The following is a 23,321-nucleotide window of genomic DNA, read 5'->3' on the forward strand; positions in this document are numbered from 1 at the left end:
CAGGACTCCATGGATAACTAGAACGGCGAACCCTTGAGAATCCAGTTCAGGGAATCCTTCAAGATCAGCGTGACCGAGAGTCCCATCAAAAATATTAACCCGGTCTGGAGGACGCGGTTCTGGATCTGCTCGGAGACCGGCTTACCCCGGATCGCTTCAAGAGCCAAAAAGACCAGATGCGAACCGTCCAATCCAGGGATCGGCAACAGGTTGAGGAAGGCCAAACTGAAGGAAACCAACGCTGCTACGGATAACAGGTTGAGGGGGTTGTCGTTGGAGACATCGGCGGTGTACTTGACAATCCCGACGGGACTGGAGAGTTGGTCTAGGCCGACCTTGCCCGTAAACAGTTGCCCAAAGCCCGACAATGTAGATTCAGTGATGAAAAAGAACTTCTGGTTAGCCGCTGCGAGAGACTCGCCCACACCTTCCACTGGACGCCGGACCACATTGGGAACAAGGTTGGGGGCCAGGGAAACGCCCACCTGTCCTTTGTCGGAAGGGGTTACGGTTTTGTTGATGCGCTCCGTGCCCCGACGAATCACCAGGATGAGCGGTTGTTGACCAGCGGCCTGGACCGCCGTGCGGAAGCGTTCGACACTCTCGGTGGGGGTGAGACCGAGGGATTGGTCGCCCGCTTGGAGGACCACATCACCCGCCTGAATATCCGCCTTAGCCGCCGGCGTATCCACACCGCCCAACCCCAGAATGCGGACCCCGCGCAGGTCCTCAGGGGTAGCTTCTTGCGTAATTCGTTTGCCGTCGCGCTCTAGGACAAGAGTTAAGGTCGCGGGGTTGGTTTGCAGGAGCGATGGGAGGCGGTCTAGGCCACCGCTACCCAAGTCCTGACCATTCACCTGACGGAGGACATCCCCGGCTTGTAGAGCGGTGGTCAGACCAGGGACGGGTTTGCCGGGGACTTGGAGGCCCGGTCCCGGCTCCTCAATTCCCGTGATGAGGACCAAGGCGAGTAGGGCGGCGTAGGCCACAATTAGGTTCATGACTACCCCAGCCGCCATGACAATGGCGCGGTCAAGGATGGGGCGGTTTTTGAGCAGGTTGGGGTCGTCCTTGGGGATCGTGCTGTCGGGGTCCTCATCTGGGAAACCGACAAATCCGCCCAAGGGTAAGAGTCGCAGGGAGAACTCTGTCCCCGCCCAGTCATACTTGAGGAGGACCGGGCCGAAGCCAATCGCGAAACGGTTAGCGTAGATGCCTTGCAGACGCGCAGCGAGGAAATGTCCGAGTTCGTGGAAAATAATGAGCGAAGCCAGTACCCCAATCCCTGCTAAAAAACCCATGAATTACCTTAATCGCGCTACTTTCAATTCTACTCACTGCCAAAGTACAGCCGTCTCTCACCACGGCGTAAATCAGAGATAATGAACCGATGCTGAAGTTAATTGTCCTGATCATCCTAGGGTTCTGGGCTACTCCCTGCTTAGCCCTACCCACACCGACCCAGGTGACAGCCGCCCTCTATCAACAGATCCCCGACTTTCCCAAGGGCGGAGTCAATCAAGATGGCACCCAAAACCTCATCCGCAGGCTCGTAACCTACCACAACTTCCTCAAGAACCGCTCGCCCTATTCCCGGTTTGACTGGAAGCTGACTGTGGCGGATTACATCGGCTACAACGACCCCGATCCGGGCTGAAGAATACCCCGGTCGCGAAGAACTGCCCGTCAATCCCTACCTCGCTGACCAACGGCTGATGGACCAACTCACCCGCCCTGAGCGCGAGGCCCTCATCAGTACCCTGCTCAAGATTTACCGGGAGAATCCGGGCTGATGCAGTGGCAGCGGGGCAACTTAGTCCGGGGTCCATCCTGGTGCGTGGGCTTGAACCCAGAAGAACTGCGGGACTTGCGAGACCAAGCCCGCTACTTAGTTAAGCTTCTGGCTGAGGCTCCCACTTGGCTGATGGACAGCGAAACCCTACAAGTCGAAGCCCAGAGTCCGACCCTAGAACTCAATCTCAGCGGGGAACCCCAGCAATTCACGCTGCGGTTGCGGTTGTATTACGGGCGCGAATTTGAAGGGGAGTGGCTCCCAGCCGTTGCCCTGGAGGTGCTAACCCAACTAGCTGAGGGTTAACGGGAAGATTTATTAGGATTGTAGGGCGAGGTGTGGGCTTGGTCACGAAAATCACCGCAATCAATCGCCGCCTCACTAAAGGCCGTGACCGGATGAACCGTACATTTGAGGTAGTTGAAGTCAGGATTGGCGTAGCGGCAGCGATGGCAGGGGATGGCAAGGTTACGCTGGACCACCTGTTTCATCTGTCTGAACCAGCACACCAAGTCCCAAAGTAAACGGAGTAGAATTGACCCCAGGACGAGGGCCGAGAAATAGGGCAGCCAGTCGCGCAGCATGGTAGATTGCAAGTCCGTGCGCTTCAGATCCTAGCCCAGCCCGGTCCTGAAGCAACGAGTTTAGAATTAAACCATACCTGGGGTAGACCACCCCAGTCGGGGTAAGTGAACCATGCGTGTTTTAGGAATTTCCTGCTTTTACCATGATGCGGCGGCGGCTCTAGTTGTAGACGGTCAACTAGTGGCAGCGGCAGAGGAAGAACGCTTCAGTCGGCGTAAGCATGACAGCGATTTTCCACGGCTCGCGGTGGCTTTTTGTCTCCAGCGGGCGGGGATTAGCCTGGGGGATGTGGATTATGTGGTCTTCTATGAGAAACCGCTCCTTAAATTTGAACGGTTATTGTTGACCCAGCTTGCCAACTTTCCCAAGGCGGCGGGGGTCTTCTCTAAGGCGATGTTGACTTGGATCAAAGACAAACTCTGGGTCAAGGCCAAGCTCGTGAGCATTTTGGACCTAGACCCCGCCAAGATTTTATTCAGTGAACACCACCTCTCCCATGCGGCCTCGGCTTTTTTGTGTTCGCCCTTTGAACATGCGGCGATCCTGACGGTGGATGGCGTCGGGGAGTGGGCCACCTGTTCCTGGGGGGAGGGCCACGGCAACCGTTTGGCTCTCAAGGGCGAGGTCCACTTCCCCCATTCCGTCGGTCTGTTGTACTCGGCGTTCACCGCTTTTTTGGGGTTTGAGGTCAACGAGGGGGAGTACAAGGTAATGGGGATGGCCCCCTACGGTCAGCCCAAGTATGTAGACCAGATTTGGAAACTGGTAGACCTTGCCCCAGATGGCTCCTTCACCTTGGATCTGGATTATTTCAGTTGGCATCACAGTGTCAATCGGAGTTTCACGCAGCGGTTTGTGGAACTTTTTGGGGAACCGCGTCAGCCGGAGAGTCGTTTCGTCACCCGTCAGACCGGACTCCCCGCCAATGAGTCGCCCGCCAGTGACCAAGAACTCGACCGTTGCCAGTACTACGCCGATATCGCGAGCAGCATCCAAAAAGTCACCGAGGAAATCCTGCTCCACCTCACCCGCACCCTCCACGCCCAAACGGGTCTCAAAAATCTCTGTCTAGCCGGGGGGGTCGCCCTCAACTCCGTGGCGAACTACCGTTTACTCCAGGAAACCCCTTTTGAAAATATCTACATCCAACCCGCCGCCGGGGACAGTGGCGGGGCGGTGGGGGCGGCCCTCTACGTCTACAACACAGTCTTAAACCAGCCGCGTCAATTTGTGATGGAACACGCCTACTGGGGTCAGGAGTTCAGCGAGTCAGAAATCCATGCTTATTTAACGCAGGAACGCATTCCTTTTGCCCACTTTGAGGATGAGGAACGGTTGCTGGACCACGTGGCGGGGGACCTGACGCAGGATAAAGTCATCGGTTGGTTCAACGGGCGGTTTGAGTGGGGACCCCGGGCCTTGGGTGCGCGTTCGATTATCGCCAGCCCCCGCTCTCCAGCAATGCGCGAGATTGTCAACGTCAAGATCAAGTTCCGCGAACCCTTCCGGCCCTTCGCGCCCTCGGTTTTGGCAGAGCGCACCGAGGAGTATTTCGTCTTTCCAGCAGTTAACCAGCAGCACCCGCCCCGGTTTATGTTGATGGTCTGCCCGGTGCGGGAAGAGAAACGCGCTGAAGTGCCCGCCATTACCCACGTGGACGGTTCCGGTCGCCTCCAGACCGTCACCGCCCAGTCCAATCCCCGGTACCACCGTCTCATCACCAAATTCAGTAACGAGACCGGCACCCCCCTAGTCCTCAATACCAGCTTCAACCTACGCGGCGAACCGATTGTGACCACCCCCGCCAACGCCTTCAGTACCTTCAGTCGCTCCGGCCTCGACACCCTAGTGCTAGGAAACTTCCTGGTCCGTAAGGCAAATTAAGAGCCCCTCCGCCCCATACCCTGACGGGCACAGGTAAATGGGGGACCCTCTGGAGTGCTGAGCGAGCGGCCCCGTGGCCTGCCAGCTATTCTGTGCCTCAGCTACCCACTAACCACTAGCCACTACTAAACTAAGGATGACCTTTGGTAAGGGAATTATGGACGCAGATATCCTCCAGACGACGGCCCTGGAGCAGCTAGAACGGTTGCGCCATACCACCAGTCACGTCATGGCGATGGCGGTGCAACGGCTTTATCCCGAGGCGAAGGTGACGATTGGACCTTCGATTAAAGACGGGTTTTACTATGACTTTGACCGTCCCCAGCCTTTTACGCCCGAGGATTTGAAGGCGATTAAGAAAGAGATGATCCGGATCGTCAACCAGAAATTGCCCGTGCGCCAAGAAGTCCGTGACCGGGCTGAATTACAGAGGGAGATTGAGAAGCTAGGTGAACCCTACAAACTAGAACTATTGCAGGCGATTCCGGCGGGTGAAGATGTCACGGTCTATTACCTGGGTGAACAGTGGTGGGACCTGTGCGCGGGGCCGCACCTCAGTAATACCAGCGAACTCAATCCCAAGGCTTTTGACTTACTCAGCGTGGCGGCGGCTTATTGGCGCGGGAATGAAAAGAACCCGATGCTCCAGCGGATCTACGGCACGGCCTGGGAAACCCCCGAACAGTTGCAGGAATATCTGCGCCGCCGGGAAGAAGCCAAGAACCGCGACCATCGAAAACTCGGTAAAGAATTAGGGTTGTTTATTTTTTCCGATGAAGTCGGGCCGGGGCTGCCGCTTTGGACGCCCAAGGGGACGGTATTACGCTCGGTCCTCCAGGATTTTTTGCAGAAGGAACAACTCAAGCGCGGTTATCTACCCGTGGTCACGCCCCATATTGCGCGGGTGGATCTATTTAAGACCTCGGGGCACTGGCAAAAATATCAAGAGGATATGTTCCCCTTGATGGCAGAGGACGAGGCGAGCCGTCTCAGTGAGCAGGGTTTCGTAATGAAACCGATGAACTGTCCGTTTCATATCCAGATCTACAAGAGTGAACTGCGTTCCTACCGGGAACTGCCGATGCGGTTGGCGGAGTTTGGAACGGTCTACCGCTATGAGCAGTCCGGGCAGTTGGGGGGGCTGACCAGGGTACGCGGCTTTACGGTGGATGATGCCCACCTGTTTGTCACCCCGGAACAGTTGGACGATGAATTTAAGAAAGTCGTGGACCTCATCTTGGTGGTTTTTGAGAAGTTGCAGTTGAGCGATTTCAAGGCCCGCTTGAGTTTCCGGGACCCAGCCTCAGACAAGTATCTAGGTGCGCCGGAAGCCTGGGCCAAGGCCGAGGGCGCGATTCGTCGGGCAGTGGAACAGTTAGCCATGCCCTACTTTGAAGGCATCGGTGAAGCGGCTTTCTATGGACCGAAACTGGACTTTATTTTCCGGGATGTGCTGGGACGCGAGTGGCAGTTGGGTACGGTCCAGGTGGATTACCAGCTACCGGAGCGGTTTGACCTAGAGTTTGTCGGGGAGGACGGGACGCGCCAACGCCCGGTGATGATCCACCGCGCCCCCTTTGGTTCCCTGGAACGGCTAGTCGGGATCTTGATTGAGCAGTACGCCGGGGATTTCCCGTTGTGGTTGGCCCCCATCCAAGCACGGTTGATTCCTGTGACTGACCAGTTCAACGGCTACGCTCAAAGCGTCGCGGAGAAACTCCTGGACTTGGGGCTGCGGGTCGAGGTAGACCACAGTTCCGAGCGGCTCAACAAGAAGATCCGCACCGCTGAAAAAGACAAAATCCCCTGTATGCTCGTGGTCGGTGAAAAAGAGGTTGCCGAGCAGTTGGTCAATGTCCGGTTGCGTCAGGAGGTCGAGGGACTCAGTGGCAGCTTGCCCCTAGTGGACTTCATGGCGCAAATTAAGCCCTTGATGGCACCCTAGCCACGGCACAGGTCACGCTCAAGCTCACGTTAAACTCGGCCTCGAAGACCTGTTTCTCATCGGTGAGGTTCCAGAGTTCCAGGGTGCAGTCATCGCTGGGGTCTACGGGCTGCAACTGCAGATTTAAGGCGCGGTTGGGTTCCTGGTCTAGTTGAATCGCCGCAACAGACTGTTGGCGGCGGCGGTCGAGGGTGGTTGCCAACCGCAATAGACAACTCAACTGACTCACGAGTAAACGTTGGTCCTTGGGCAGAGCGGCCCAAGTCTCATGGCGACGTTTGGGCGGGGAGTTGCGGTGGTAGCGGGCTAACTGGGCAATCAGTTCAATCTCGGTCTCGGTGTGCCCGAGCAGGTTGCCATTGCGAATCAGGTAATAGGAATGTTTGTGGTGGGCGGAGTGGCTGACGTAATGCCCGATATTGTGCAAGATAGCGGCGGCCCACAATAGGTAACGGCTGTCCTGGTCCCAAGTGTGGAGGCCCAGCATCCGGGTTTGGTCAAAGAGGTCCAAGGCGAAACGGGCGACCTGCTGACTGTGGAGGTCATCGGCGCGGTACTGCTGGGCCAAGGCATAAACACTACGTTCGCGGATGGCGGCTTGGTAGCCCGCATAGGACGCAATCAGCCCCTGTTTGACCATCCAATCCACCACCAGCCCTTCACGTAAGGATTGTTCACAGACCGTCAGGTGAGGCGCATCCAGGAGCTTCATCGTCTCCAGCAGGACCATACTCCCGGCTAGGATCACATCGGCCCGTCGTTCGGGGATGTTAGGTAGTTTACGGCGTTGCGCGATACTCATCCCCTGCAACTGCTGGACTAAGCCCTGGAGCCGTTCACGAGTCAGGGTATAGGGCCGGCGACTATCGGCGGCGGCATCGAGCTGGGCCAAGGATTCAATCGTCCCGGAGGTCCCCACCAAGCGTTCATAACGCCCCGCCTGCCGGAGGTCCGCAATCACGGGCTCCAGTCGTAGCCGGATGTGTTGTTGAAGTTTCTCAAAATCGCTGGCATTAATCGGGTCACTGTGGATATATTCCTGGGTCAGCCGCACCGCCCCGACTTTGACACTGCCCAAAAAGCTCGGTTCTCCGCCATCACCCAAGATAAATTCCGTGGAACCGCCGCCAATATCCACAATCACATGGGGCAATCCTTCAAAGGATAGGGCCGAGAGGACCCCGAGATAAATCCGTCGCGCTTCTTCCCGCCCAGAGATGAGGTCTACTTTCAGCCCCACTAACCGTTCAATCTGCTGGAGGAATTCTGGGCCATTGGTGGCCTCGCGCACCGCACTGGTCGCCACCGCAATCATTTGGGCTGAATAGCTCTGGGCCAGTTCCTTGAAGCGTTTGAGGGCGGTCAGGCCGCGCTCCATCGCCACTGGGGTGAGCCACCCGGTCTGGCGGCAGGTCTCCCCCAAGCGGACCATTTCCTTGGCACGGGTCAAAACTATAAAGTGGGGCGGGTCTAGGTGGACTTGGACCACAACCATGTGAATCGAGTTAGTCCCCACATCAATCGCCGCTAACACCGGGCCTTTTTCTGTCCCCATCCGTCATTTCCTTAACCGCCTGGATTGTATCACCCCAGGTCGGGCTCGTCCGGTTTTTGGAAAACCGAGGCTGCGCTGTGACGGATGGGCAGCCTCATGTCTCTGGAATCCGAGTTTTTACTACGGTCTAGGGGTTTTCAGTAGAACTAGCTGCTGAGTGCAACAGCCGCCCCCTACCCACAGTCCCTCCCCCGCATGGTGGGGGAGGGGAGCAAGAGTGACCATCTTTTCTGTCTTCCGTCTTACCGCTTCTGCCTTGGTCCTATACCACGCCCGTGCCCGGCAGGGTATGGGGCGGAGGGGCAGTTTTGAGCATGAACAAACCTTGAAAATTTCATGAACAGTCAGCAGATGTTGATTGCTCAAATTGAGTCTAAGCTAGTATGGTATGTCACAGTTAGTTCATTGTTTACCCCGATACTGGCATCTCGCTTGCAGGAGGTTTATGTCTGCTACAAACTTCAACACTAAAAACGATACCTACCGCAAGTTGATGGGTAATGGCTTGACCTACCAAATTCCGCACTTCCAGCGTGATTACAGTTGGACGGAGGAGGAATGGGAGGACTTGTGGTTGGATCTTCAGGGGACGATTCAGCCAAAGGGGGAACTCGCTCACTATATGGGTTATCTTGTTTTACAATCGGATAATGACAAGACTTTTGATGTGATTGATGGACAGCAGCGACTTACAACGATAAGTCTGATTGTGCTGGCAGTGCTGAAGGGCCTCAAACGCTTGATTGACGATGCGCAAGATGCTGACCGCAATCAGCAACGACTTAACCAAATTCGCCAAACCTATATCGGCTACCTCGATCCGGTCACGCTCGTTACGCGCTCGAAATTAACGCTCAATCGTAATAATGACAACTACTTCCAAACGTATCTTGTTCCATTGGGGTATCTGCCCATGCGCGGCTTTCGTGCTTCAGAGCATGGATTGCGTAAGGCGTTTGAGTGGTTTGATAAGAGGGTGATAGAGTATGTTAAGCAAGCAAAGGGCGACCCAGGGGTTGTGCTTGCTCAGCTTGTCGAGTCCATGAGCGATAAACTTTTTTTCACCATCATTACTGTTACGGATGAGTTAAATGCCTACAAGGTATTTGAGACACTTAAGGCGTGGGGTGTGCGTCTTTCCTCGACAGACTTACTCAAGAATTATCTTTTTTCCGTGCTGCACCGTGAGGACTTACATCGGCATGAGATGAAGGTATTGGAGCTTCGCTGGGAGGAATTAGTGGGACGCCTGGGGAGTGAGAGCTTTCCTGATTTCCTGCGGATTCATTGGAACAGCCGTTTCTCTTTTGTGCGACCGACTGAATTATTTAAGACTATCCGTAGCAGGATTACGACGCGTGAAGCTGTTTTCACGTTGATTCGTCACATGGAAGAGGATGTGGATACTTATTTGGCTCTTACGCAACCGGATGCCTCGGATTGGTCTTTGAAACAGAAGGGCTATGCCAAAGAACTACGGATGTTTAGTGTGCGTCAACCCTTTCCGTTGTTGATGGCGGCTCATCGTATTTTTTCTAGTTCAGATTTTGAGTCGCTTTTGCGGGCTAGTGTGATGATTTCGGTTCGGTATAATGTCATCAGTAATCAGCCGCCGAGTGAGCAGGAGCGGGTTTATAACGCGGTGGCTGAAAAGCTTTCGCAGGGCAAGTTGTCAGATGCGGCGGTCGTTATTGGTGCGCTGTCTACGATTTATCCCAGTGATGAGCTCTTTCGTGCTGCTTTTGCTGGAAAATCACTCCGTACTACCCAGTCGCGCAATAAGCGGGTGGTTCGTTACATTCTTTGTGAATTGGAAAAGCGGCTTACTGAAACTGCTCTGGACTTGGATAGTGATAGTGTCAATCTTGAGCATATCCTCCCTGAGAACCCAGAAACGGGTTGGGAAGAGTTCTCTGATGAAGATGTGGAGGTGTTGATGCATCGGTTGGGGAATCTTACTTTGCTGAAGAAGACAGTCAATAAGAATCTGGGGAATGCATCTTTTGCAGTCAAGAAACCAATGTATGAGGCCAGTGGGTTTGGTATTACCAAAAAAATAGCTGAAGATAATGTAAATTGGACTCCAGAACGGTTGGCGGCTCGTCAAACCTGGATGGCGAATCAGGCCACAGCCATCTGGCGCATTGACAGGCTCTCGTAACAATGCAGAAACAAAAACTCGAACTGACCTGGATTGGTAAGGAAAATCGCCCCCGCCTGGAACCGCGTATCTTACTGGAAGACCCGGCGCGGTCCTATCACGCGCCGCATCGAGTGACGGAGCATGACCTTTTTGATAATCGCTTGATTTTCGGGGATAACTTGCTGGCGTTGAAGGCTCTAGAACAGGAGTTCACCGGGAAAGTGAAGTGTGTTTTCATAGACCCACCCTACAACACAGGCAGTACTTTCACCCACTATGACGATGGGCTTGAACACTCAATCTGGCTCGGTCTCATGCGGGATAGGTTAGAGATTATCCGCAAGTTGCTGTCTGAGGATGGTTCATTGTGGATCACGATTGATGATAACTAATGCCACTATCTGAAAGTCTTGTGTGATGAAGTCTTTGGTCGCCATAACTTTGTCCGGAATATCGTCTGGCAGAAGAAATATACCTCTGCAAATGATGCAGCAGGTATTCCTGATTCCCATGACCATGTTTTGGTCTATCGTAAAAGTGAAACCTTCACCCGCAATTTATTACCCCGGACTGACAAGCAAAACAACCTGTACAAATACGACGATCAGAATGGGCGGGGCCGTTGGCGCACAGATAATCTGCTAGTCAAGTCATTTTCAGCTAGTGCGGTCTTCCCTATTGTCAATCCCAATACCCGACGGGCCTACCTACCACCTTTGGGGAGCTGTTGGCGGACGAGTCGGGAGACCATGGACCGCTGGTTACAGGAAGAGCGGATTTATTTTGGTAAGCAAGGGCAAGGGGCACCACAACTCAAACGTTACCTTCAAGAAGTCCAAGCGGGCTTGGTGCCTATTTCCTGGTGGCCCCATGAGGAAGCCGGACACAATGATGAATCGAAAAAAGAACTCCAGGCCCTCTTAGGTCGAGACACCTTCGCCACTCCAAAACCAGAACGGCTAATCCAACGCATCCTCGCCATTGCCACCAACCCCGGCGATCTCGTTCTCGATTCCTTTGCAGGGTCTGGCACAACCGGCGCGGTAGCACACAAAATGGGACGACGTTGGATCATGGTGGAGTTGGGAGAGCATTGTCATACGCATATCATTCCACGTTTACAAAAAGTGATTGATGGTGAAGATAGGGGCGGTATTACGAAAGCCGTGGACTGGCAAGGCGGCGGGGGGTTTCGGTATTACCAACTTGCGCCCTCCTTACTCACCCAAGATAAATGGGGCAACTGGGTCATCAACCGTAGCTACAACGCCCCCATGCTGACCGAAGCCCTCTGCAAACTAGAAGGCTTCACCTACGCACCCTCCGACACCGTGTACTGGCAACAGGGCTACTCCACCGAGCGCGACTTCATCTATGTCACCACCGCCACCCTGACCCAGGCGCAACTCCAACACCTAAGCGATGAAGTCGCCGACCGCACCCTTTTGGTCCTCTGCCCCGCCTTTCGCGCCCATCCCGACCACCCCAACCTAACCATCAAAAAAATCCCCAAACACGTCCTTGCGCGTTGTGAATGGAGCCACGATGATTACTCCCTACGCGTCGAGAACCTCCCCCAAGCCCCAGCTAAACCCGGTCAATTACTCTTATTCAATCAATAAAATTGCAGGAAGGCCCCTCCTCTGTGCCCGGCAGGGTATGGGGCGGAGGGGCTGGGGGTAGGGAGCAACTATTGGGTTATGATGCCTCAACCCCAGAAAATTGAGTGACCAAAGACGATGAGCATTGACCACGACCAACTCTTCAAACAACTACTCTCCACCTTCTTCCTCGACTTCCTAGAACTCTTCTTCCCCGAGATTCTGGCCTGTCTGGAACCCGACTCCCTAGTTTTCTTGGAACAAGAGTTCTTTACCGATATTCCCCTCGGGGAGAAGAAGCTCTTAGATGTGGTGGTCAAAGCCCGTTTCAAGGATGTACCTCTACCGCCAGGACTCGGCAAGGAAACCTTCTTCCTGATTCATGTCGAGAACCAAGCCAAGTCTCAACCCGAGTTCTCCGAGCGCGTGTTTCGCTACTTCATCCGCCTCTTTGAGAAGCACAGTCTGCCCGTCTACCCCATCGTCCTGTTTTCCTTTGAGGAGCCGCTACGCCCGGAACCCAACGCGTTCAAAGTAGAGTTTCCGGGCTTCTTAGTCTTTGACTTTCACTTCCAGGTCATCCAACTCAATCGTTTAAACTGGCGCGACTTTATGAACCGAGCTAATCCGGTTGCCAGTGCCTTGATGAGCAAGATGCAGATTGCCCCCGAGGACCGTCCCCGTGTGAAGTTGGCGTGTTTACGGCTCTTGGCAACACTGAAGCTCGACCCCGCGCGGATGCAGTTAATCTCGGGATTCGTTGACACCTACTTGCGCCTCACGGAGCCAGAGAAAATTCAGTTTACAGAGCAGTTGGGTACGATGAGGACAGCCGAAAAGGAGCAAGTCGTGCAGATCGTCACCAGTTGGATGGAAGAAGGGCTTAAACAGGGCAGACAAGAGGGCAGACAAGAGGGCAGACAAGAGGGCAGACAAGAGGGCAGACAAGAGGGCAGACAAGAGGGTGAGCGACAGGGACAGTTGTCCTTAATCCTGCGCCTCTTGACCCGGCGGTTCGGTCCCCTCCCGCTTGATCTGCAACAGCAGATTGAGCAATCTTCCCTCCCGCAACTAGAGGCTCTCGGGGAAAACCTACTAGACCTAACCGATAGCGCGGCTCTACAACAGTGGCTCGTCCAAAATCAAGAGGCCGGATGAATCGTCAGGTCAATAGCATCGCCAGTCGTCTAAGCCTGCGCCCGTCCCAGAGTCATTCCTTAGCAATCCTCGGTCGGATCACTGAGCTTGCCCCACCACGTAAAGATGGCGACACCGGTCTCAGTTTGACTGCGATCCAGCGCGAGTACCCGTCAGTCCTGGACTTTGAACGCGAGTTCCCTTCTCTCTGCTTTGCCCTAGCGACGGGTGTGGGGAAGACCCACTTGATGGGTGCCTTCATCCGTTATCTACACTTAGCCCACGGCATCAAAAACTTCATTGTCCTCGCCCCTAACCTGACGATTTACAAAAAACTAATTGCTGATTTCACCCCCAACACCCTCAAGTATGTCTTCAAAGGCATCACCGAGTTTGCAACTGATCCGCCAGAAATTATCACCGGCGATGCCTACGAGTCACGGACCGGGACCCTATTTGATGAACTGATTCGCTGCAAAATTAATATCTTCAACATCGCCAAGATTAACTCCGAAGTGCGCGGGGGTACATCGCCCCGGATTAAGCGGCTCTCTGAATACATCGGGGAGAGCTATTTCGACTATCTTGCGGGCCTACCAGACTTGGTATTGTTGATGGATGAGTCCCACCATTACCAAGTCGCGCCTGGGTACCTACCTCATCCTTAAAATCTAAGGTTTTAACAGACGAGTCACTTGGCCCATGCCCATCGTGGTTTTGCGGCCTGAGCCCGTAAAAAAGAGGTAGTCAGCGAGGGCATTAACCTGTTGAATCAAGTGTGGTTCCAGGGCACCAAACAGACGATAGGTCGCTGTACCCAAACAGCCGATAAACGTACTCCGGGTATCTTGATGAACTCCGGTATGTAGGTCAAACCGGGTTGGATGTAAATGTTCAGTAATCAGTTCCAAGAGGTTGAGAGCGAGCGGGACCGTCGCATATTCCTGCCAACGTCGGTAGGGGGTTGCGAACAGACTGCGGGGCACAGGCAGGGCACTATCATAGGTGCCTTGGCGAAAGGCCGTCGGGGTACGGAACTGGAGGGTGATATCCCGCTGGTCTGGCGAGGCTTGGGCAAGGAGGTCTGGGTAAGAGATCGTCGCGGCCCACCCCCCAGAGGGAGCCGCACCCGTACTGAGGATATGGCTCAGGCGTAAGGAGGCCGGCCCCAACTGCCAGGAGACGGGCTGTAACCCCAACCACAGACTCCCCAACCGCGCAAATAGCTGCTCCTCCAACAGACACAACCGCCACCAACAGGGGGTCCCCGCTGGGATGTCGCGGGGGCGGCGCGTCCCTGAGTCTAACCCCGGTCCCACTTGCAACGGACTGACGGCAAAGGCTTTAGCAATCCGTTCCTCGTGGAGTTCGGCACTCAAGCTCGGGTCTACTTCTCGGACTAAGTGCAAAAATAGGGCGTGTAAATGACGGCCCTCGGTGAAATGGGCGGGGATGGTCTGCTCAGGAACAAGATGGATGGTCAGACTGTGGGGCATAGGTTTAGCTAAGTTGGAAACGAAATTGCATCTGGGCCGGGAGTTTGAAGCCGTCTAGGTTGTAATAATGTCCCCGGAGTTGGACGTTTTGAATCAAACTGACCGGAGGCATGTTAAGAACGTCGTAGGCAAAAACTTGATGTTGAAACATCACATCTAGGGGATTAAGGGGGTGGGAGCAAGTGAAATTTTGCGGATTGGGGCTGGGTTGAGCCTCGTGTTCGACTCTACTCACCATCGCCTTACTTAACCACTTACCTAAACGGACCCAGCGGGGTAGGACTAGGGGGGCAGTACTAATGACAAAGAACTCGAAAATACTCTCGGTTGCAATCTCTTTAGCCCGTCCAAAACTGGGAATATTCTTTTGGGTCTTCTCCATTTCAACGTGGTAATTGTTATTGGCGTACTTCCAGGTATGAAGGACGGCGGTGTGATTCAACGCACGGGCAGGCGTGACGTAGATGCCTTGACGGTTGAGGGGTGCGAGATGTGCTTCATAACGAGGTACCTGTTCAGCACAGAAATAATGGTACCCCTGCTCGGGGGGGACTTGGGTACCATGGCGTTCGCTGTCCACCAAGCCGAGCGCGTAGGCGAGGGCGTAGTTATGGAGAATAGGTTCAGTCTCGTAAAGCCGACCGATCTCACGAGTGGCATAGTAGAGGCTATCGTGTAACTCCAATTGGCACTTGTAAATGTGGGCCATGGTTAGACCTTTGCTTTAGCAGGTGTTTTCTTCTTGGCAACGAATTCATCGAAGTAATTTTTGGCTTCGTTGTCCGCTTGGGTCAGAATCGCCCTCATACCTTCCGCAGTCCCCGTCAGGCCCTTGACCTCAGCGAGCAGCGGCGTGAAGGCTTCTCCAATGAAATCGGTATGCACGATGTATTCTTCCTGGAGTAACGCTTGGATGGTTTGCTCAGCCGCGCTCAAGACTTCATCTTCATTCAAAGGATCTAAGGAGTGAAGTGCGGTGGCGGGTAGTTGGTCGTAAATCGCCTGGGTCCAACGCAAGTTACTGGTAATCTCACCATCGGCAAAAACTACCCCGACCAATTCGTTACGGACCCGGCCCGTGCGAGTAGTCTGGGCACCGTAGTGGCGTGTCCGCAAGATGTTGTTAAAAACATAGAGGAAACTGGCTTCGGTAGGGTCCTTCAGGGTGACAATGCTCGGGAAAAAGACTTGGGGTTTGATGTGGTCTTGTTGGTTAATCCGGCTGGTCACTTCGCCAATCTTGGTGTCGCCCTCACCTTTGGAGGCCATAGTTCCATTCTCATAGGGCGCGTTGAGGGTAAAGGTTTCGTGGGAACCGTCAAAAGCTTTGATGGAAAAAGCTGTATCCACCACCACTTTTGATTTCTCAGAGCCAGAGTCCCCGATTGCAAAACCATAAATAATACAGTCGGGGTTATTCATGGCGAACTTGACGTTGTACTCGCACTCCTTAGCCGTCATCAAACCGTAGCTCCGTAACAGTTCACGACCCACTAAACGCTCAGGGGTGGATTGTTTGCGCTTAAACATCGCTAGACGGCTGATGGTTTCCGCTTGGGTTCTACCCGCCCGTACTCGGGCTTTATTGAGTTCAGCATCGGTCTGGAAGAGTGGGTAAGATTCCGTGATGCGGATAGTTAAAAAGTGGACATACTTGCCCATGGGCTTGTAGGGAATGGCGGTGTGGAAAAGGTTGGCAGGAAGGGTCTTGAGAAATGACATGAGTTATCTCCTTGATTGAGGGGTTGAGTTAAACAGATTCAGAATCAGACTCAGATTCTTCTTCAGCAGGGTCTTGGTCCAGCTTCTCGGTGTCAACTGCTTGCGCTTTTCTCGCTTGATTCTCCTTATCCTGGTCTAAACGGTACAAAAATTCACAGGTATCTTTAATCAGGTTTAGTTGACGGCCTGACAGACGTGCCCGGTCGCCTGCAAAAGATTGTTCAAAAACATCCTGGACAAAATAACAAGCGTACTCAAGGATCGCCTGACGTTCTTCCTCTCGTTGCTGGTTAGTAAAAACAACTCGGCCTTCAGCACGGGAATTACGAACCCGGTCCATCAACCGGAAGACACGGGCTGCAACCATATCTACCAGCGTTTGACCCTGATGCATGGGCTCAGCTTCTAAGATGGTTTGAGCGGCAGTGTCAATCGGCTTAAGGACGGCGTTGGTCTTTGGGTTGTACATACGGTCGGCTCTGTAGAAGCGACGGTATAAAGTCGTCAACTGACGGGGATGATGGAGGGGCGAGGCGGGATTCACATGTAGCTCCTGGGTAATGGATGAATAGATGATGAGCGGGTCAAAACAAGGATAAAAATCGTATGCGTAAAGCTGGATTTTCTCAATGCGGGGCGCGTCAATTTTTTGGTTGCGGACCCAGCGGTTAAGATAACTGAAGACGTAGAGAGGACTGGTCTCAAAGTCCTTTGCTAGCTCCGTGAATCTACCCCAGTTGGGGTCATAGCCTGTGGAACTCTGGCGGCTATTCACATCCATATGGATTGCGTAGGCCGCCGTCAGTACGTTAAGCGGGGCGGGAAAGAGGTTTTTCTCATCATCTTTCCAGCCCTGGAGTAAATGATCCAGCCGGAAGCGGTCACGCTTGAGTAAGACCTGGAATGCCTGGGGCGCACTGTCAAGAAATACACTCTCCTCAAACTCACTGCCGTCGTTAAACGGCGGAATGGGTGACTCAGAGGCTACGGTTTTCACATCCAGAATCAAGGGGCAAGCGAGGGCCAACCAAGCGGGCATCACCCAGGATTCGGTATCGGTAGGATCACGTCCTGGCGGTAGAGCCATAAAGTAAAAGGTTAGAGGTTGGTCCTCCGGGTAAGTGAGTCGAAAGGTCCGGTCTGATCTGTACTGGGGGTCATCCCTGGGTAAAGTTCTCCTGTACTGGAGATCTTCATCTAGCAAGAATGCATCTACCTCTTGGTAACGCTTCTTACTGAAATCAGCTTGGAGGTCTTTGTTGATGAAGTGATTGCGTAACTTGAGGTCAAAACGAGTTTGGCTGATATCGTTGTAAGCCATGTGGAGGAAGCGGTTGGTCTCCGGGGTGCAGTAATAGGTGGGGTAGAAATAGAGATAACGGTATTTAGCGTCCTCAAATTTCTTGCCGATCGCTTGCGTCTGGTTCATTAGCACCTGTCGAAGCATCATCTCAATACCGGCAATACTGGAGATATTCCGTTTAGCATTAGACCCACCCAGCATTTGTTTGTTGGTGTACACCTGAGGGGTAAAAAGGACCGAAGATTCCATCTGTTCAGTCACTGTATAGGCAGAGTGAGAGATGGAGCAGATGAGTTGACGGCCCCGCCCGTTTTTCTTAGCGGTGGTGTAACGGTCCAGTTCATCCTTGAAGTTCTCGTGGATGGCTTGAGTGCGGGTTGGACCATCGTTAAGGACTTCAGGGGTGCGATGGGGAAGGATCACTACGCGCTCTACCCACAGGCGTAGGTCGGCCCAACCATCAGGGATCTGATATTGAATTAAAATAGGTTGGGTAAGCTTTGTCACTTGAGCAGCAAGGGCCTGACAAACGGAGCGCATATTCTCTACATCTACATCAGGGTTATGTTCCAGATATTTCGCTGCCAGGAAATACCAACTGTAGGGAACTCCACCTGTATTACCCTTGAGATTATTTTCCTTCAAGCTCTCATTGATCCGTTCAATAGCGCGGATAGCAGGTAGATATTGGGTTAGGTTCCAGGCTTGGATGATCTCTTGAATTAAGTCCAGTTGAGGTACGGGCGGAAGTAACTTAGCTTCTTTGTCTTTCTTGTTAGTCTCTTTGTCCTGTTTAATGACTTCTTCTATCATCCGCAATCGTTCACCCCAAATCTTCCGGCTCACTAAGTCCCCGAATTCGGCAAGCTGGTCAACACGAATATCATCTCCAAAAGTAAAATCGTAGTTAGCTGGTAAAATTTGCTGTTGTTGCAATTTCACCAAGTTTTCACTCCGGCTTTGAGCGACAGAGGGTTTCTGGAGATTCATAATCCGCAGGACAGCCCGGACTCCTACTGCCATCAAGCCAGCGTCATCAAAAAACAACGAATAGTAATCGGCATATTTCATGCCTTTACCATCCCGCCCGAACCCCGTCTGCCGCAACATCAGTTGGTCCGCACAAAGACTCTTAATTTTGGTGACTACTCGTTCGGGTAGCTCAGCTGAATCAATGGGTGGAGCGTTCCGGGTAGCGAGATAGATTACCCCGGTGGGTAGGTACAGTAGCTTGGTGTAATAAGTAGCTGTCTTGGTGTTGAGAGCGGTATGGGCTTCCATGACTGCATTATTAACCACGTTGGTTAGAACGCCCCGATTTTCGGTAATACTGTGATAGGTCAACTGTAACTCACCGTCACTTAAACTATGCATCAACGCTTTAAGCCGAGAGTGTTCTGCATCTTGAGGGTGTTTGATGATGGAAGAGAAAGAATCTGCTAAACAGCTTAAGTCAGTGAGACAGATAAGCGTTGAGTCCTTAAGGACAGGCTGTAATCCATATTCTGAAAAATTCCAGTTGGTATCCCAGCGGCGTTGAGCATTGTAAGCGATGCACAGGGAGTCATCCAGGTATTCGAGATAGGCCGTTGGGTTCTCGGGGTTAAAGAAGTAATCTAAACCCAAAGACTGAAGCTTGTCATCAAAGATGCGACGTTGCTCACCCAAAGGTAGTTTGCGACAGTTATCAGGTGTATCAGAAAACTTTTCAAAGTCGTGCAAGATAAAACCCATCACCAACAACCGCCGTTCCCGCTCCTGTATCCGACGCGCCACAGTAGTATCTAGTTGTTCTAAGCATTGCTCAACTAGGTTGGCTGGGAAAAGACCATTGAGCAAGTGAGTGTTCAAAGACTGGTCCTTAGCATTGTCGCGGCGGACCTCGGGCTTGCCTTCCTTTTTATTCTTGCGGTCTAGCTCTTCAAAGAACTCTCCTCCTTTGGCTGTCACCCCGATGGCTTGCTGAAGTAAGTGTGGTAGGACATACTCAGCGAAGTCTGACATGACGTTGTCATCAGGATTCTGAGAACGGATTGCCTCTCGAAGAAGTTTGAGGGTTAGGAGTTCGCGGGGACCTTCCTCAAGCGTGGTCTCAGTTCTTTCAAAACTCGTATCATCCGGTAGTTCGTCTAGAGCTTCAACATCATCAAATTCATCAAACTCGTTGGTCATTTTCTTTCTCCAGGTATTGGTTAATTTGTTGGACGTAGCGCGGGTAGTATTGTAGAGTTTTAGCAACAGCTCTAAATACAATCTCAGGGTCAATCTCATCATACCTATGAACTAGACGATTGCGCAAGCCACTTGACGGTGCCAATTCCTCGGCCAGTTCTCTGGTTATAAATCCATAATTTCCTGCCTCAATGAACGAACTGTAGTAAGTTTCTGGAGTAATTTGGTGGACACGGACCAGTAGGTGAGAGTTAACATCAGATGCTACCTCCACAACGAGATGTAAGATGCGTTCAGCAAAAATCTGTTTTTCAAAATCATCTAGGTAATCGCTCAAGGACAGGTTTTCAAATGGCTTGAGATAAGTAAGGTACTTGAGCATAAACGCAAGCTTCCGTTCAACAATCTGGCGGTCTGCTAAGGTCATAATCCCCACCGTTGTAAGCTCAATTTAATACTCTCCCTCCCAGCTTGACGAAATTTTTCTGTATCTGCGTAAGTTTTCCAAGCTTTACTGTGAAACTTGATGAACTCTCCCTCCTCTCTCTCATAGAGAAGCTGACCATCACGAGCAACCATAAATCCTAACAAGGGTGAGCAATGATTGAGTTCAACTACATCCACTTTATCTCCAACAATAGCAAAGACCTGAGCTAAAACATGATCCACCTCAAATCGTCTAAATCCTTCCTGTTCCCCAGCCCAATATTCCTCGTCGTACATTACTCCAAAATCCCAGTCACTGTTGAAGTGTACGTGTCCTGTGGCCTGAGAGCCAAAGAGGACTAGAAATTTAAGGTAGGGGAGTTGTTGAGCGAGTATAAGATTTAGAGTTTCTGATTGAGCTAATTCAATCATCACCCTCTCCTTGGAAAAAATCCTCGACTGATCTTCCATTATTGGAGTATGGGTCTACCCTACAAAGCAGCTCAGACACCTGCTCAGAGAGAGATTCGTTTTCTCTCTCTAAAACCTTATTGTTCTCTTTGAGATAAACCACTTGGTCTGAAAGATTTTTATTTTCTTCTATTAAATATTCAATCTTTTCTTTTAGCATAATCTCCCGTCTTTGAAGATTACGAATTTCTGTTTTTTGCAAGTTATTTTTACTTTTAATACAGCTAATATCGCTATGCAGTAGTTTAAGTTCTCTTCTAATGGCAGTAATCCCTGCGTGGAAAGTTTTGGCATCACAGCTGCGTTCAAGCATTCGAGGACCTCGGTATTGGATGATCTCACTATATGTTTTTTCGTAAGATGTCGCAAGACCAACATTTAATTTCTGCATCACTTCTTCATATACTTGTATTAGTGGGAGAAAACTGCCGCCTAATCCTTGGTAATCCCTTTGAGGGATTGAAACTTGCGTCATCTGACGGAAAGCGCGGTTTGCTCCCACCTCAAGTTTTAAACAATCCACAGCATCTCCCCCTTTACTTCTTTAAGACGGTAGGCCAGAGTCTCTAGTAGGAGGGCTGACTGACCAAAGGCGACAGAGAAGGGCTTGTCGCGGTGACTGTGTTCATCACTGAGGGAGTAGATCTGGAAGTGCATCGGTAGCTGAAGCCGATTGCGGATCTCGCCCATGGGTCGAGACAGGATGTAGCAGACCAAGCCCTCTTTACGCAAACGCTCGTTAATCTCTTGACACCAAGGGTTATCGGGTTGTCTGATTTTGAAGTCACGTAGGACTTGGACGCGACCATTACGGGCTAGGGCGATAAGGTCCCCTGGATGGATAAAGTGCCAGTCCAGCCGTTCCTCGCGATAAGCGACGAGCTTCATGAAACTGAAACAGTGCTTGAAGCGGCCTTGGGCGATGGGTTGCCCGGTGCGCCCTGAGGCATCTTTCAGGAGTCGAAGGAAAAAAGCCTCACTCATCATCTCGATATGGAGGTTTCCTAGAATCCCCGGTAGATCGTAGGTCTTGAAGCGGTCGGCCCCATCCGGTTCTGTGACATCGTAGATCGCGCACTGGAGCGGACTCGTCCCTCGAAAACTCGCTGCCTCATCAGCAATAGGATTCCCCTTGCGGCCTGATAACTCCTCCCACTCCTTGCCCCAGCGGTAAACGCAGCCCCGGACTTTTTTCAGGTCAGTCTCGAAAACAGTTTCGCAAGCTTGCGCGAAAGCGGCTCGACTCAAGGCGAATTGCTCACGGACGGTAATGTGATTCAAACGGTGGTCCAGGATGACCGATTGCACCGCACCCCAACGGCGGTAGTAACCCTGGAAGTTATTGGTTTTCCGGTACTGTTCTCGGATTTGGTCATGGAAAAAGGGCCGCTCGTAGGTCTCTCCGGGTATGAGGGGTGCATCTTCTTTCTCCAGAAGCCGTCCGAACAGGAAATTAGGGACCAGTGCATAGGCGGTGAACTGCTTAAATGTCACTCGTTCCCCGTCGCGCTCATAGCCGCTATGCCTACCCAACCGCCCCAAGCGTTGAATAAAGTTCCCTGCATCGGCGGATTCAAAGACCAACAGATTAATTTTGAAGTCCACACCCACATCAATCGTGCTAGTACCGAGGACCAAATCCGCCAGCAAGGAGCTATTTTTTGCCGTTTTACCCGTGAGACCTGTGTTCTCGCTGACCGTCAAGCCATGATGGGCGAATTCTTCTCGAAACACAGGCAACAATCGCTTCACCATCGCTACAGAGTTGAGGATGATGGCACCCTTTGTACCGGGGTACTCCAGAAAGTGCGTTAGGAGTTGGCTCACGTGTTCGCATAACCAAGCCTCCGTCGCTTGGTTGTTAGGCTCTAGCTTCTCCCAATGCAGGTCAATCCCGTGTACTACCCGCCGCCAGCCAGCCCCTTGCAACTCAGCTTCCGCCTCAGCAGTACGCGGAAAACAATACTTCCCCACCCCCAGAGGGTCAATCACCTTACACCGAAACCCTGCTTTCTCCAGTCGGCTTACCAATTGCTCTTCGGGTGTGGCTGAGAGAAACAGGAACTTCTTAGGCCGATTTAAACAGCGCATCAGTAATAGCGTATTAATGACGCTAGCAATCTGAGGCGCACTGAAAACGTGGAATTCATCGAAAATAAATAGGTCAAAATTCTTGTCAATGCGCTGCCATAACTTATCCGGGCTATCTCCCCTCATCAAATACGCGCCCCGGTGGACATAGTGAAAAATGTCTGGGTTCGTTAGCAGGATTTCGCGTTGACCCGTGAGGGTAGTGAGCGCGACAGCTTTTTTCTGGCCTTCTTGCTCAGCATAAAGCTCTAGGTCCGGTCCACTGAGACGGCTGATCCGTGGCTTTATCCTAGGATTGAACAGATCAATATACCCTCTAACCTGTTGTTCTTGGTCGCGGGCGAGTTCATTAGTTGGATATAGTCCTAGCGTTTCCTGGTCCTGTAATACAGCCCCTAAGTAGGCCGCTAGACTCTTCCCGTCACCAGTCATCGCCGTATTGATGACCACTTCGTAATTCTGTAAAGCCTTAAAAGTCTCCACCTGATGCCAAGAAAGCCCCTGCCAACCCGCCGGAAGCGTGATTCCGGGCGGCAACTCATCGGTAAGGCGGGAGTAAATCGGTAATAGCTGAATCTGCATGGCTCGTTGGTTCCTATTTAATATTTCCGTGAATTGGATGGGTGTTTCTAGGATGACCAGTACCTATCAAGGGTAACCCGAGGTCCAACCCATCTTGGACTAGTGAAAACACGTACTATATTCACCCTAGTTCCCAAGTAGTTGACTCCTAAAGTATAGTTGGGTCCGCGTCCTCGCGACTATCCAAATAGGCGAGTTAAGGTTCACTGTACAGATGGGCCAACGCGCTGGCTTCTTGCGCTAGCTTGTTGCGGAACTCTTTAGGTTTCAGGACTTCGCAGTGGGAGCCATAGCCGAGGAGTCGTTTTTTTAGCCAGAACAGATCCTTGGTTAGCAAGGAGACTTGGATGGCACCGGGAAGCTCAGGGTCAGGGTTGACCGTTTCGCCAGGGTGGGGGCAGTACTTGGTGGCGAGG

Annotated in this window: 18 protein-coding genes and 2 pseudogenes; 8 read left to right on the plus strand and 12 right to left on the minus strand. The window is 52.3% G+C overall.

The genetic code is table 11. From position 1 onward, the window contains the following. Window positions 1-17 precede the first annotated feature (17 nt). A complete protein-coding gene (rseP, locus tag HFM78_RS07900) occupies window positions 18-1,301 on the minus strand; it encodes an RIP metalloprotease RseP (RefSeq protein ID WP_287128888.1) in 1,284 nt (427 codons plus the stop codon). A gap of 89 nt (window positions 1,302-1,390) precedes the next feature. Between rseP and HFM78_RS07905 the strand changes: the two genes are divergently transcribed. Together HFM78_RS07905 and HFM78_RS07910 are read left to right on the plus strand one after the other, a co-directional pair. Further along, the gene (locus HFM78_RS07905) at window positions 1,391-1,657 is read left to right on the plus strand and encodes a hypothetical protein (protein WP_287128889.1); all 267 of its coding nucleotides are present in this window, start codon (window positions 1,391-1,393) and stop codon (window positions 1,655-1,657) included. Window positions 1,658-1,792: 135 nt separating this feature from the next. Then, a complete protein-coding gene (locus tag HFM78_RS07910; RefSeq protein ID WP_287128890.1) occupies window positions 1,793-2,098 on the plus strand; it encodes a DUF1818 family protein in 306 nt (101 codons plus the stop codon). Here HFM78_RS07910 and HFM78_RS07915 read toward each other — a convergent pair. Then, window positions 2,095-2,376 carry a hypothetical protein gene (locus HFM78_RS07915; protein WP_287128891.1) on the minus strand — a complete coding sequence of 94 codons (282 nt, stop codon included), beginning with the start codon at window positions 2,374-2,376 and terminating at the stop codon, window positions 2,095-2,097. The two genes, HFM78_RS07910 and HFM78_RS07915, sit on opposite strands and share 4 nt — an antisense overlap. A gap of 112 nt (window positions 2,377-2,488) precedes the next feature. Between HFM78_RS07915 and HFM78_RS07920 the strand changes: the two genes are divergently transcribed. Together HFM78_RS07920 and thrS are read left to right on the plus strand one after the other, a co-directional pair. After that, the gene (locus HFM78_RS07920; RefSeq protein WP_287128892.1) at window positions 2,489-4,261 is read left to right on the plus strand and encodes a carbamoyltransferase; all 1,773 of its coding nucleotides are present in this window, start codon (window positions 2,489-2,491) and stop codon (window positions 4,259-4,261) included. A 157-nt stretch (window positions 4,262-4,418) separates the two neighbouring features. After that, on the plus strand, window positions 4,419-6,206 hold the full coding sequence (gene thrS / locus HFM78_RS07925) for a threonine--tRNA ligase (protein ID WP_287128893.1): 1,788 nt from the start codon (window positions 4,419-4,421) through the stop codon (window positions 6,204-6,206). Here the strand turns inward: thrS and HFM78_RS07930 are convergent. Continuing rightward, the gene (locus HFM78_RS07930; RefSeq protein ID WP_287128894.1) at window positions 6,184-7,761 is read right to left on the minus strand and encodes a Ppx/GppA phosphatase family protein; all 1,578 of its coding nucleotides are present in this window, start codon (window positions 7,759-7,761) and stop codon (window positions 6,184-6,186) included. The genes thrS and HFM78_RS07930 overlap by 23 nt on opposite strands. Before the next feature lie 445 nt (window positions 7,762-8,206). Here HFM78_RS07930 and HFM78_RS07935 point away from each other — a divergent pair, with 445 nt between their 5' ends. From HFM78_RS07935 to HFM78_RS07950, 4 genes and pseudogenes are all read left to right on the plus strand, one after another. After that, complete coding sequence (locus tag HFM78_RS07935; protein ID WP_287128895.1) at window positions 8,207-9,922, plus strand: DUF262 domain-containing protein; 1,716 nt, start codon at window positions 8,207-8,209, stop codon at window positions 9,920-9,922. A 2-nt stretch (window positions 9,923-9,924) separates the two neighbouring features. Then, window positions 9,925-11,526 (plus strand): annotated as a pseudogene (locus HFM78_RS07940) (site-specific DNA-methyltransferase). A gap of 117 nt (window positions 11,527-11,643) precedes the next feature. Next, window positions 11,644-12,663, plus strand: coding sequence for a DUF4351 domain-containing protein (locus HFM78_RS07945; protein WP_287128896.1), 1,020 nt, complete (start codon window positions 11,644-11,646; stop codon window positions 12,661-12,663). Beyond that, window positions 12,660-13,292 (plus strand): annotated as a pseudogene (locus tag HFM78_RS07950) (DEAD/DEAH box helicase family protein); the annotation flags it as partial. The gene HFM78_RS07945 and the pseudogene HFM78_RS07950, both read left to right, overlap by 4 nt. A 21-nt stretch (window positions 13,293-13,313) precedes the next feature. On the opposite strand, the gene cas6 reads toward HFM78_RS07950, so the two are convergent. The 9 genes from cas6 to HFM78_RS07995 form a co-directional block, all read right to left on the minus strand. Further along, entirely contained in the window at window positions 13,314-14,138 is an 825-nt protein-coding gene (gene cas6, locus HFM78_RS07955; protein ID WP_287128898.1) for a CRISPR system precrRNA processing endoribonuclease RAMP protein Cas6, read from the minus strand. A 4-nt stretch (window positions 14,139-14,142) separates the two neighbouring features. Beyond that, window positions 14,143-14,847, minus strand: coding sequence for a type I-D CRISPR-associated protein Cas5/Csc1 (gene cas5d / locus HFM78_RS07960; RefSeq protein ID WP_287128899.1), 705 nt, complete (start codon window positions 14,845-14,847; stop codon window positions 14,143-14,145). Between the two features lie 2 nt (window positions 14,848-14,849). Next, window positions 14,850-15,860, minus strand: coding sequence for a type I-D CRISPR-associated protein Cas7/Csc2 (gene cas7d / locus HFM78_RS07965; RefSeq protein ID WP_287128900.1), 1,011 nt, complete (start codon window positions 15,858-15,860; stop codon window positions 14,850-14,852). A gap of 28 nt (window positions 15,861-15,888) precedes the next feature. Continuing rightward, a complete protein-coding gene (gene cas10d, locus HFM78_RS07970; protein ID WP_287128901.1) occupies window positions 15,889-19,335 on the minus strand; it encodes a type I-D CRISPR-associated protein Cas10d/Csc3 in 3,447 nt (1,148 codons plus the stop codon). Then, window positions 19,319-19,762, minus strand: coding sequence for a type VII toxin-antitoxin system HepT family RNase toxin (locus HFM78_RS07975; RefSeq protein WP_287128902.1), 444 nt, complete (start codon window positions 19,760-19,762; stop codon window positions 19,319-19,321). Before HFM78_RS07975 ends, cas10d begins: the two co-directional genes overlap by 17 nt. Next, window positions 19,759-20,193, minus strand: coding sequence for a type VII toxin-antitoxin system MntA family adenylyltransferase antitoxin (locus HFM78_RS07980; RefSeq protein WP_287128903.1), 435 nt, complete (start codon window positions 20,191-20,193; stop codon window positions 19,759-19,761). Before HFM78_RS07980 ends, HFM78_RS07975 begins: the two co-directional genes overlap by 4 nt. Then, window positions 20,186-20,755 (minus strand): hypothetical protein, encoded by a 570-nt coding sequence (locus HFM78_RS07985; protein ID WP_287128904.1) that lies wholly within the window; start codon window positions 20,753-20,755, stop codon window positions 20,186-20,188. The genes HFM78_RS07980 and HFM78_RS07985 overlap by 8 nt, the downstream gene beginning before the upstream one ends. Then, complete coding sequence (gene cas3, locus HFM78_RS07990; RefSeq protein ID WP_287128905.1) at window positions 20,743-22,905, minus strand: type I-D CRISPR-associated helicase Cas3'; 2,163 nt, start codon at window positions 22,903-22,905, stop codon at window positions 20,743-20,745. Before cas3 ends, HFM78_RS07985 begins: the two co-directional genes overlap by 13 nt. Window positions 22,906-23,101: 196 nt before the next feature. Continuing rightward, on the minus strand, window positions 23,102-23,321 hold a 220-nt coding region (locus HFM78_RS07995; RefSeq protein ID WP_287128906.1), incomplete at its 5' end, for a WYL domain-containing protein.

The sequence above is a fragment of the Candidatus Cyanaurora vandensis genome (assembly GCF_013285555.1).
GTDB lineage: Bacteria > Cyanobacteriota > Cyanobacteriia > Gloeobacterales > Anthocerotibacteraceae > Cyanaurora > Cyanaurora vandensis.

Coding starts and splice junctions, on each gene's coding strand:
- HFM78_RS07930 (WP_287128894.1), bottom strand. CDS start 7,761: ATGGGGACAGAAAAAGGCCCGGTGTTAGCGGCGATTGATGTGGGGACT.
- HFM78_RS07910 (WP_287128890.1), top strand. CDS start 1,793: ATGCAGTGGCAGCGGGGCAACTTAGTCCGGGGTCCATCCTGGTGCGTG.
- cas6 (WP_287128898.1), bottom strand. CDS start 14,138: ATGCCCCACAGTCTGACCATCCATCTTGTTCCTGAGCAGACCATCCCC.
- HFM78_RS07905 (WP_287128889.1), top strand. CDS start 1,391: ATGCTGAAGTTAATTGTCCTGATCATCCTAGGGTTCTGGGCTACTCCC.
- cas3 (WP_287128905.1), bottom strand. CDS start 22,905: ATGCAGATTCAGCTATTACCGATTTACTCCCGCCTTACCGATGAGTTG.
- cas5d (WP_287128899.1), bottom strand. CDS start 14,847: ATGGCCCACATTTACAAGTGCCAATTGGAGTTACACGATAGCCTCTAC.
- cas7d (WP_287128900.1), bottom strand. CDS start 15,860: ATGTCATTTCTCAAGACCCTTCCTGCCAACCTTTTCCACACCGCCATT.
- rseP (WP_287128888.1), bottom strand. CDS start 1,301: ATGGGTTTTTTAGCAGGGATTGGGGTACTGGCTTCGCTCATTATTTTC.
- HFM78_RS07945 (WP_287128896.1), top strand. CDS start 11,644: ATGAGCATTGACCACGACCAACTCTTCAAACAACTACTCTCCACCTTC.
- cas10d (WP_287128901.1), bottom strand. CDS start 19,335: ATGACCAACGAGTTTGATGAATTTGATGATGTTGAAGCTCTAGACGAA.
- HFM78_RS07935 (WP_287128895.1), top strand. CDS start 8,207: ATGTCTGCTACAAACTTCAACACTAAAAACGATACCTACCGCAAGTTG.
- thrS (WP_287128893.1), top strand. CDS start 4,419: ATGGACGCAGATATCCTCCAGACGACGGCCCTGGAGCAGCTAGAACGG.
- HFM78_RS07975 (WP_287128902.1), bottom strand. CDS start 19,762: ATGACCTTAGCAGACCGCCAGATTGTTGAACGGAAGCTTGCGTTTATG.
- HFM78_RS07915 (WP_287128891.1), bottom strand. CDS start 2,376: ATGCTGCGCGACTGGCTGCCCTATTTCTCGGCCCTCGTCCTGGGGTCA.
- HFM78_RS07920 (WP_287128892.1), top strand. CDS start 2,489: ATGCGTGTTTTAGGAATTTCCTGCTTTTACCATGATGCGGCGGCGGCT.
- HFM78_RS07980 (WP_287128903.1), bottom strand. CDS start 20,193: ATGATTGAATTAGCTCAATCAGAAACTCTAAATCTTATACTCGCTCAA.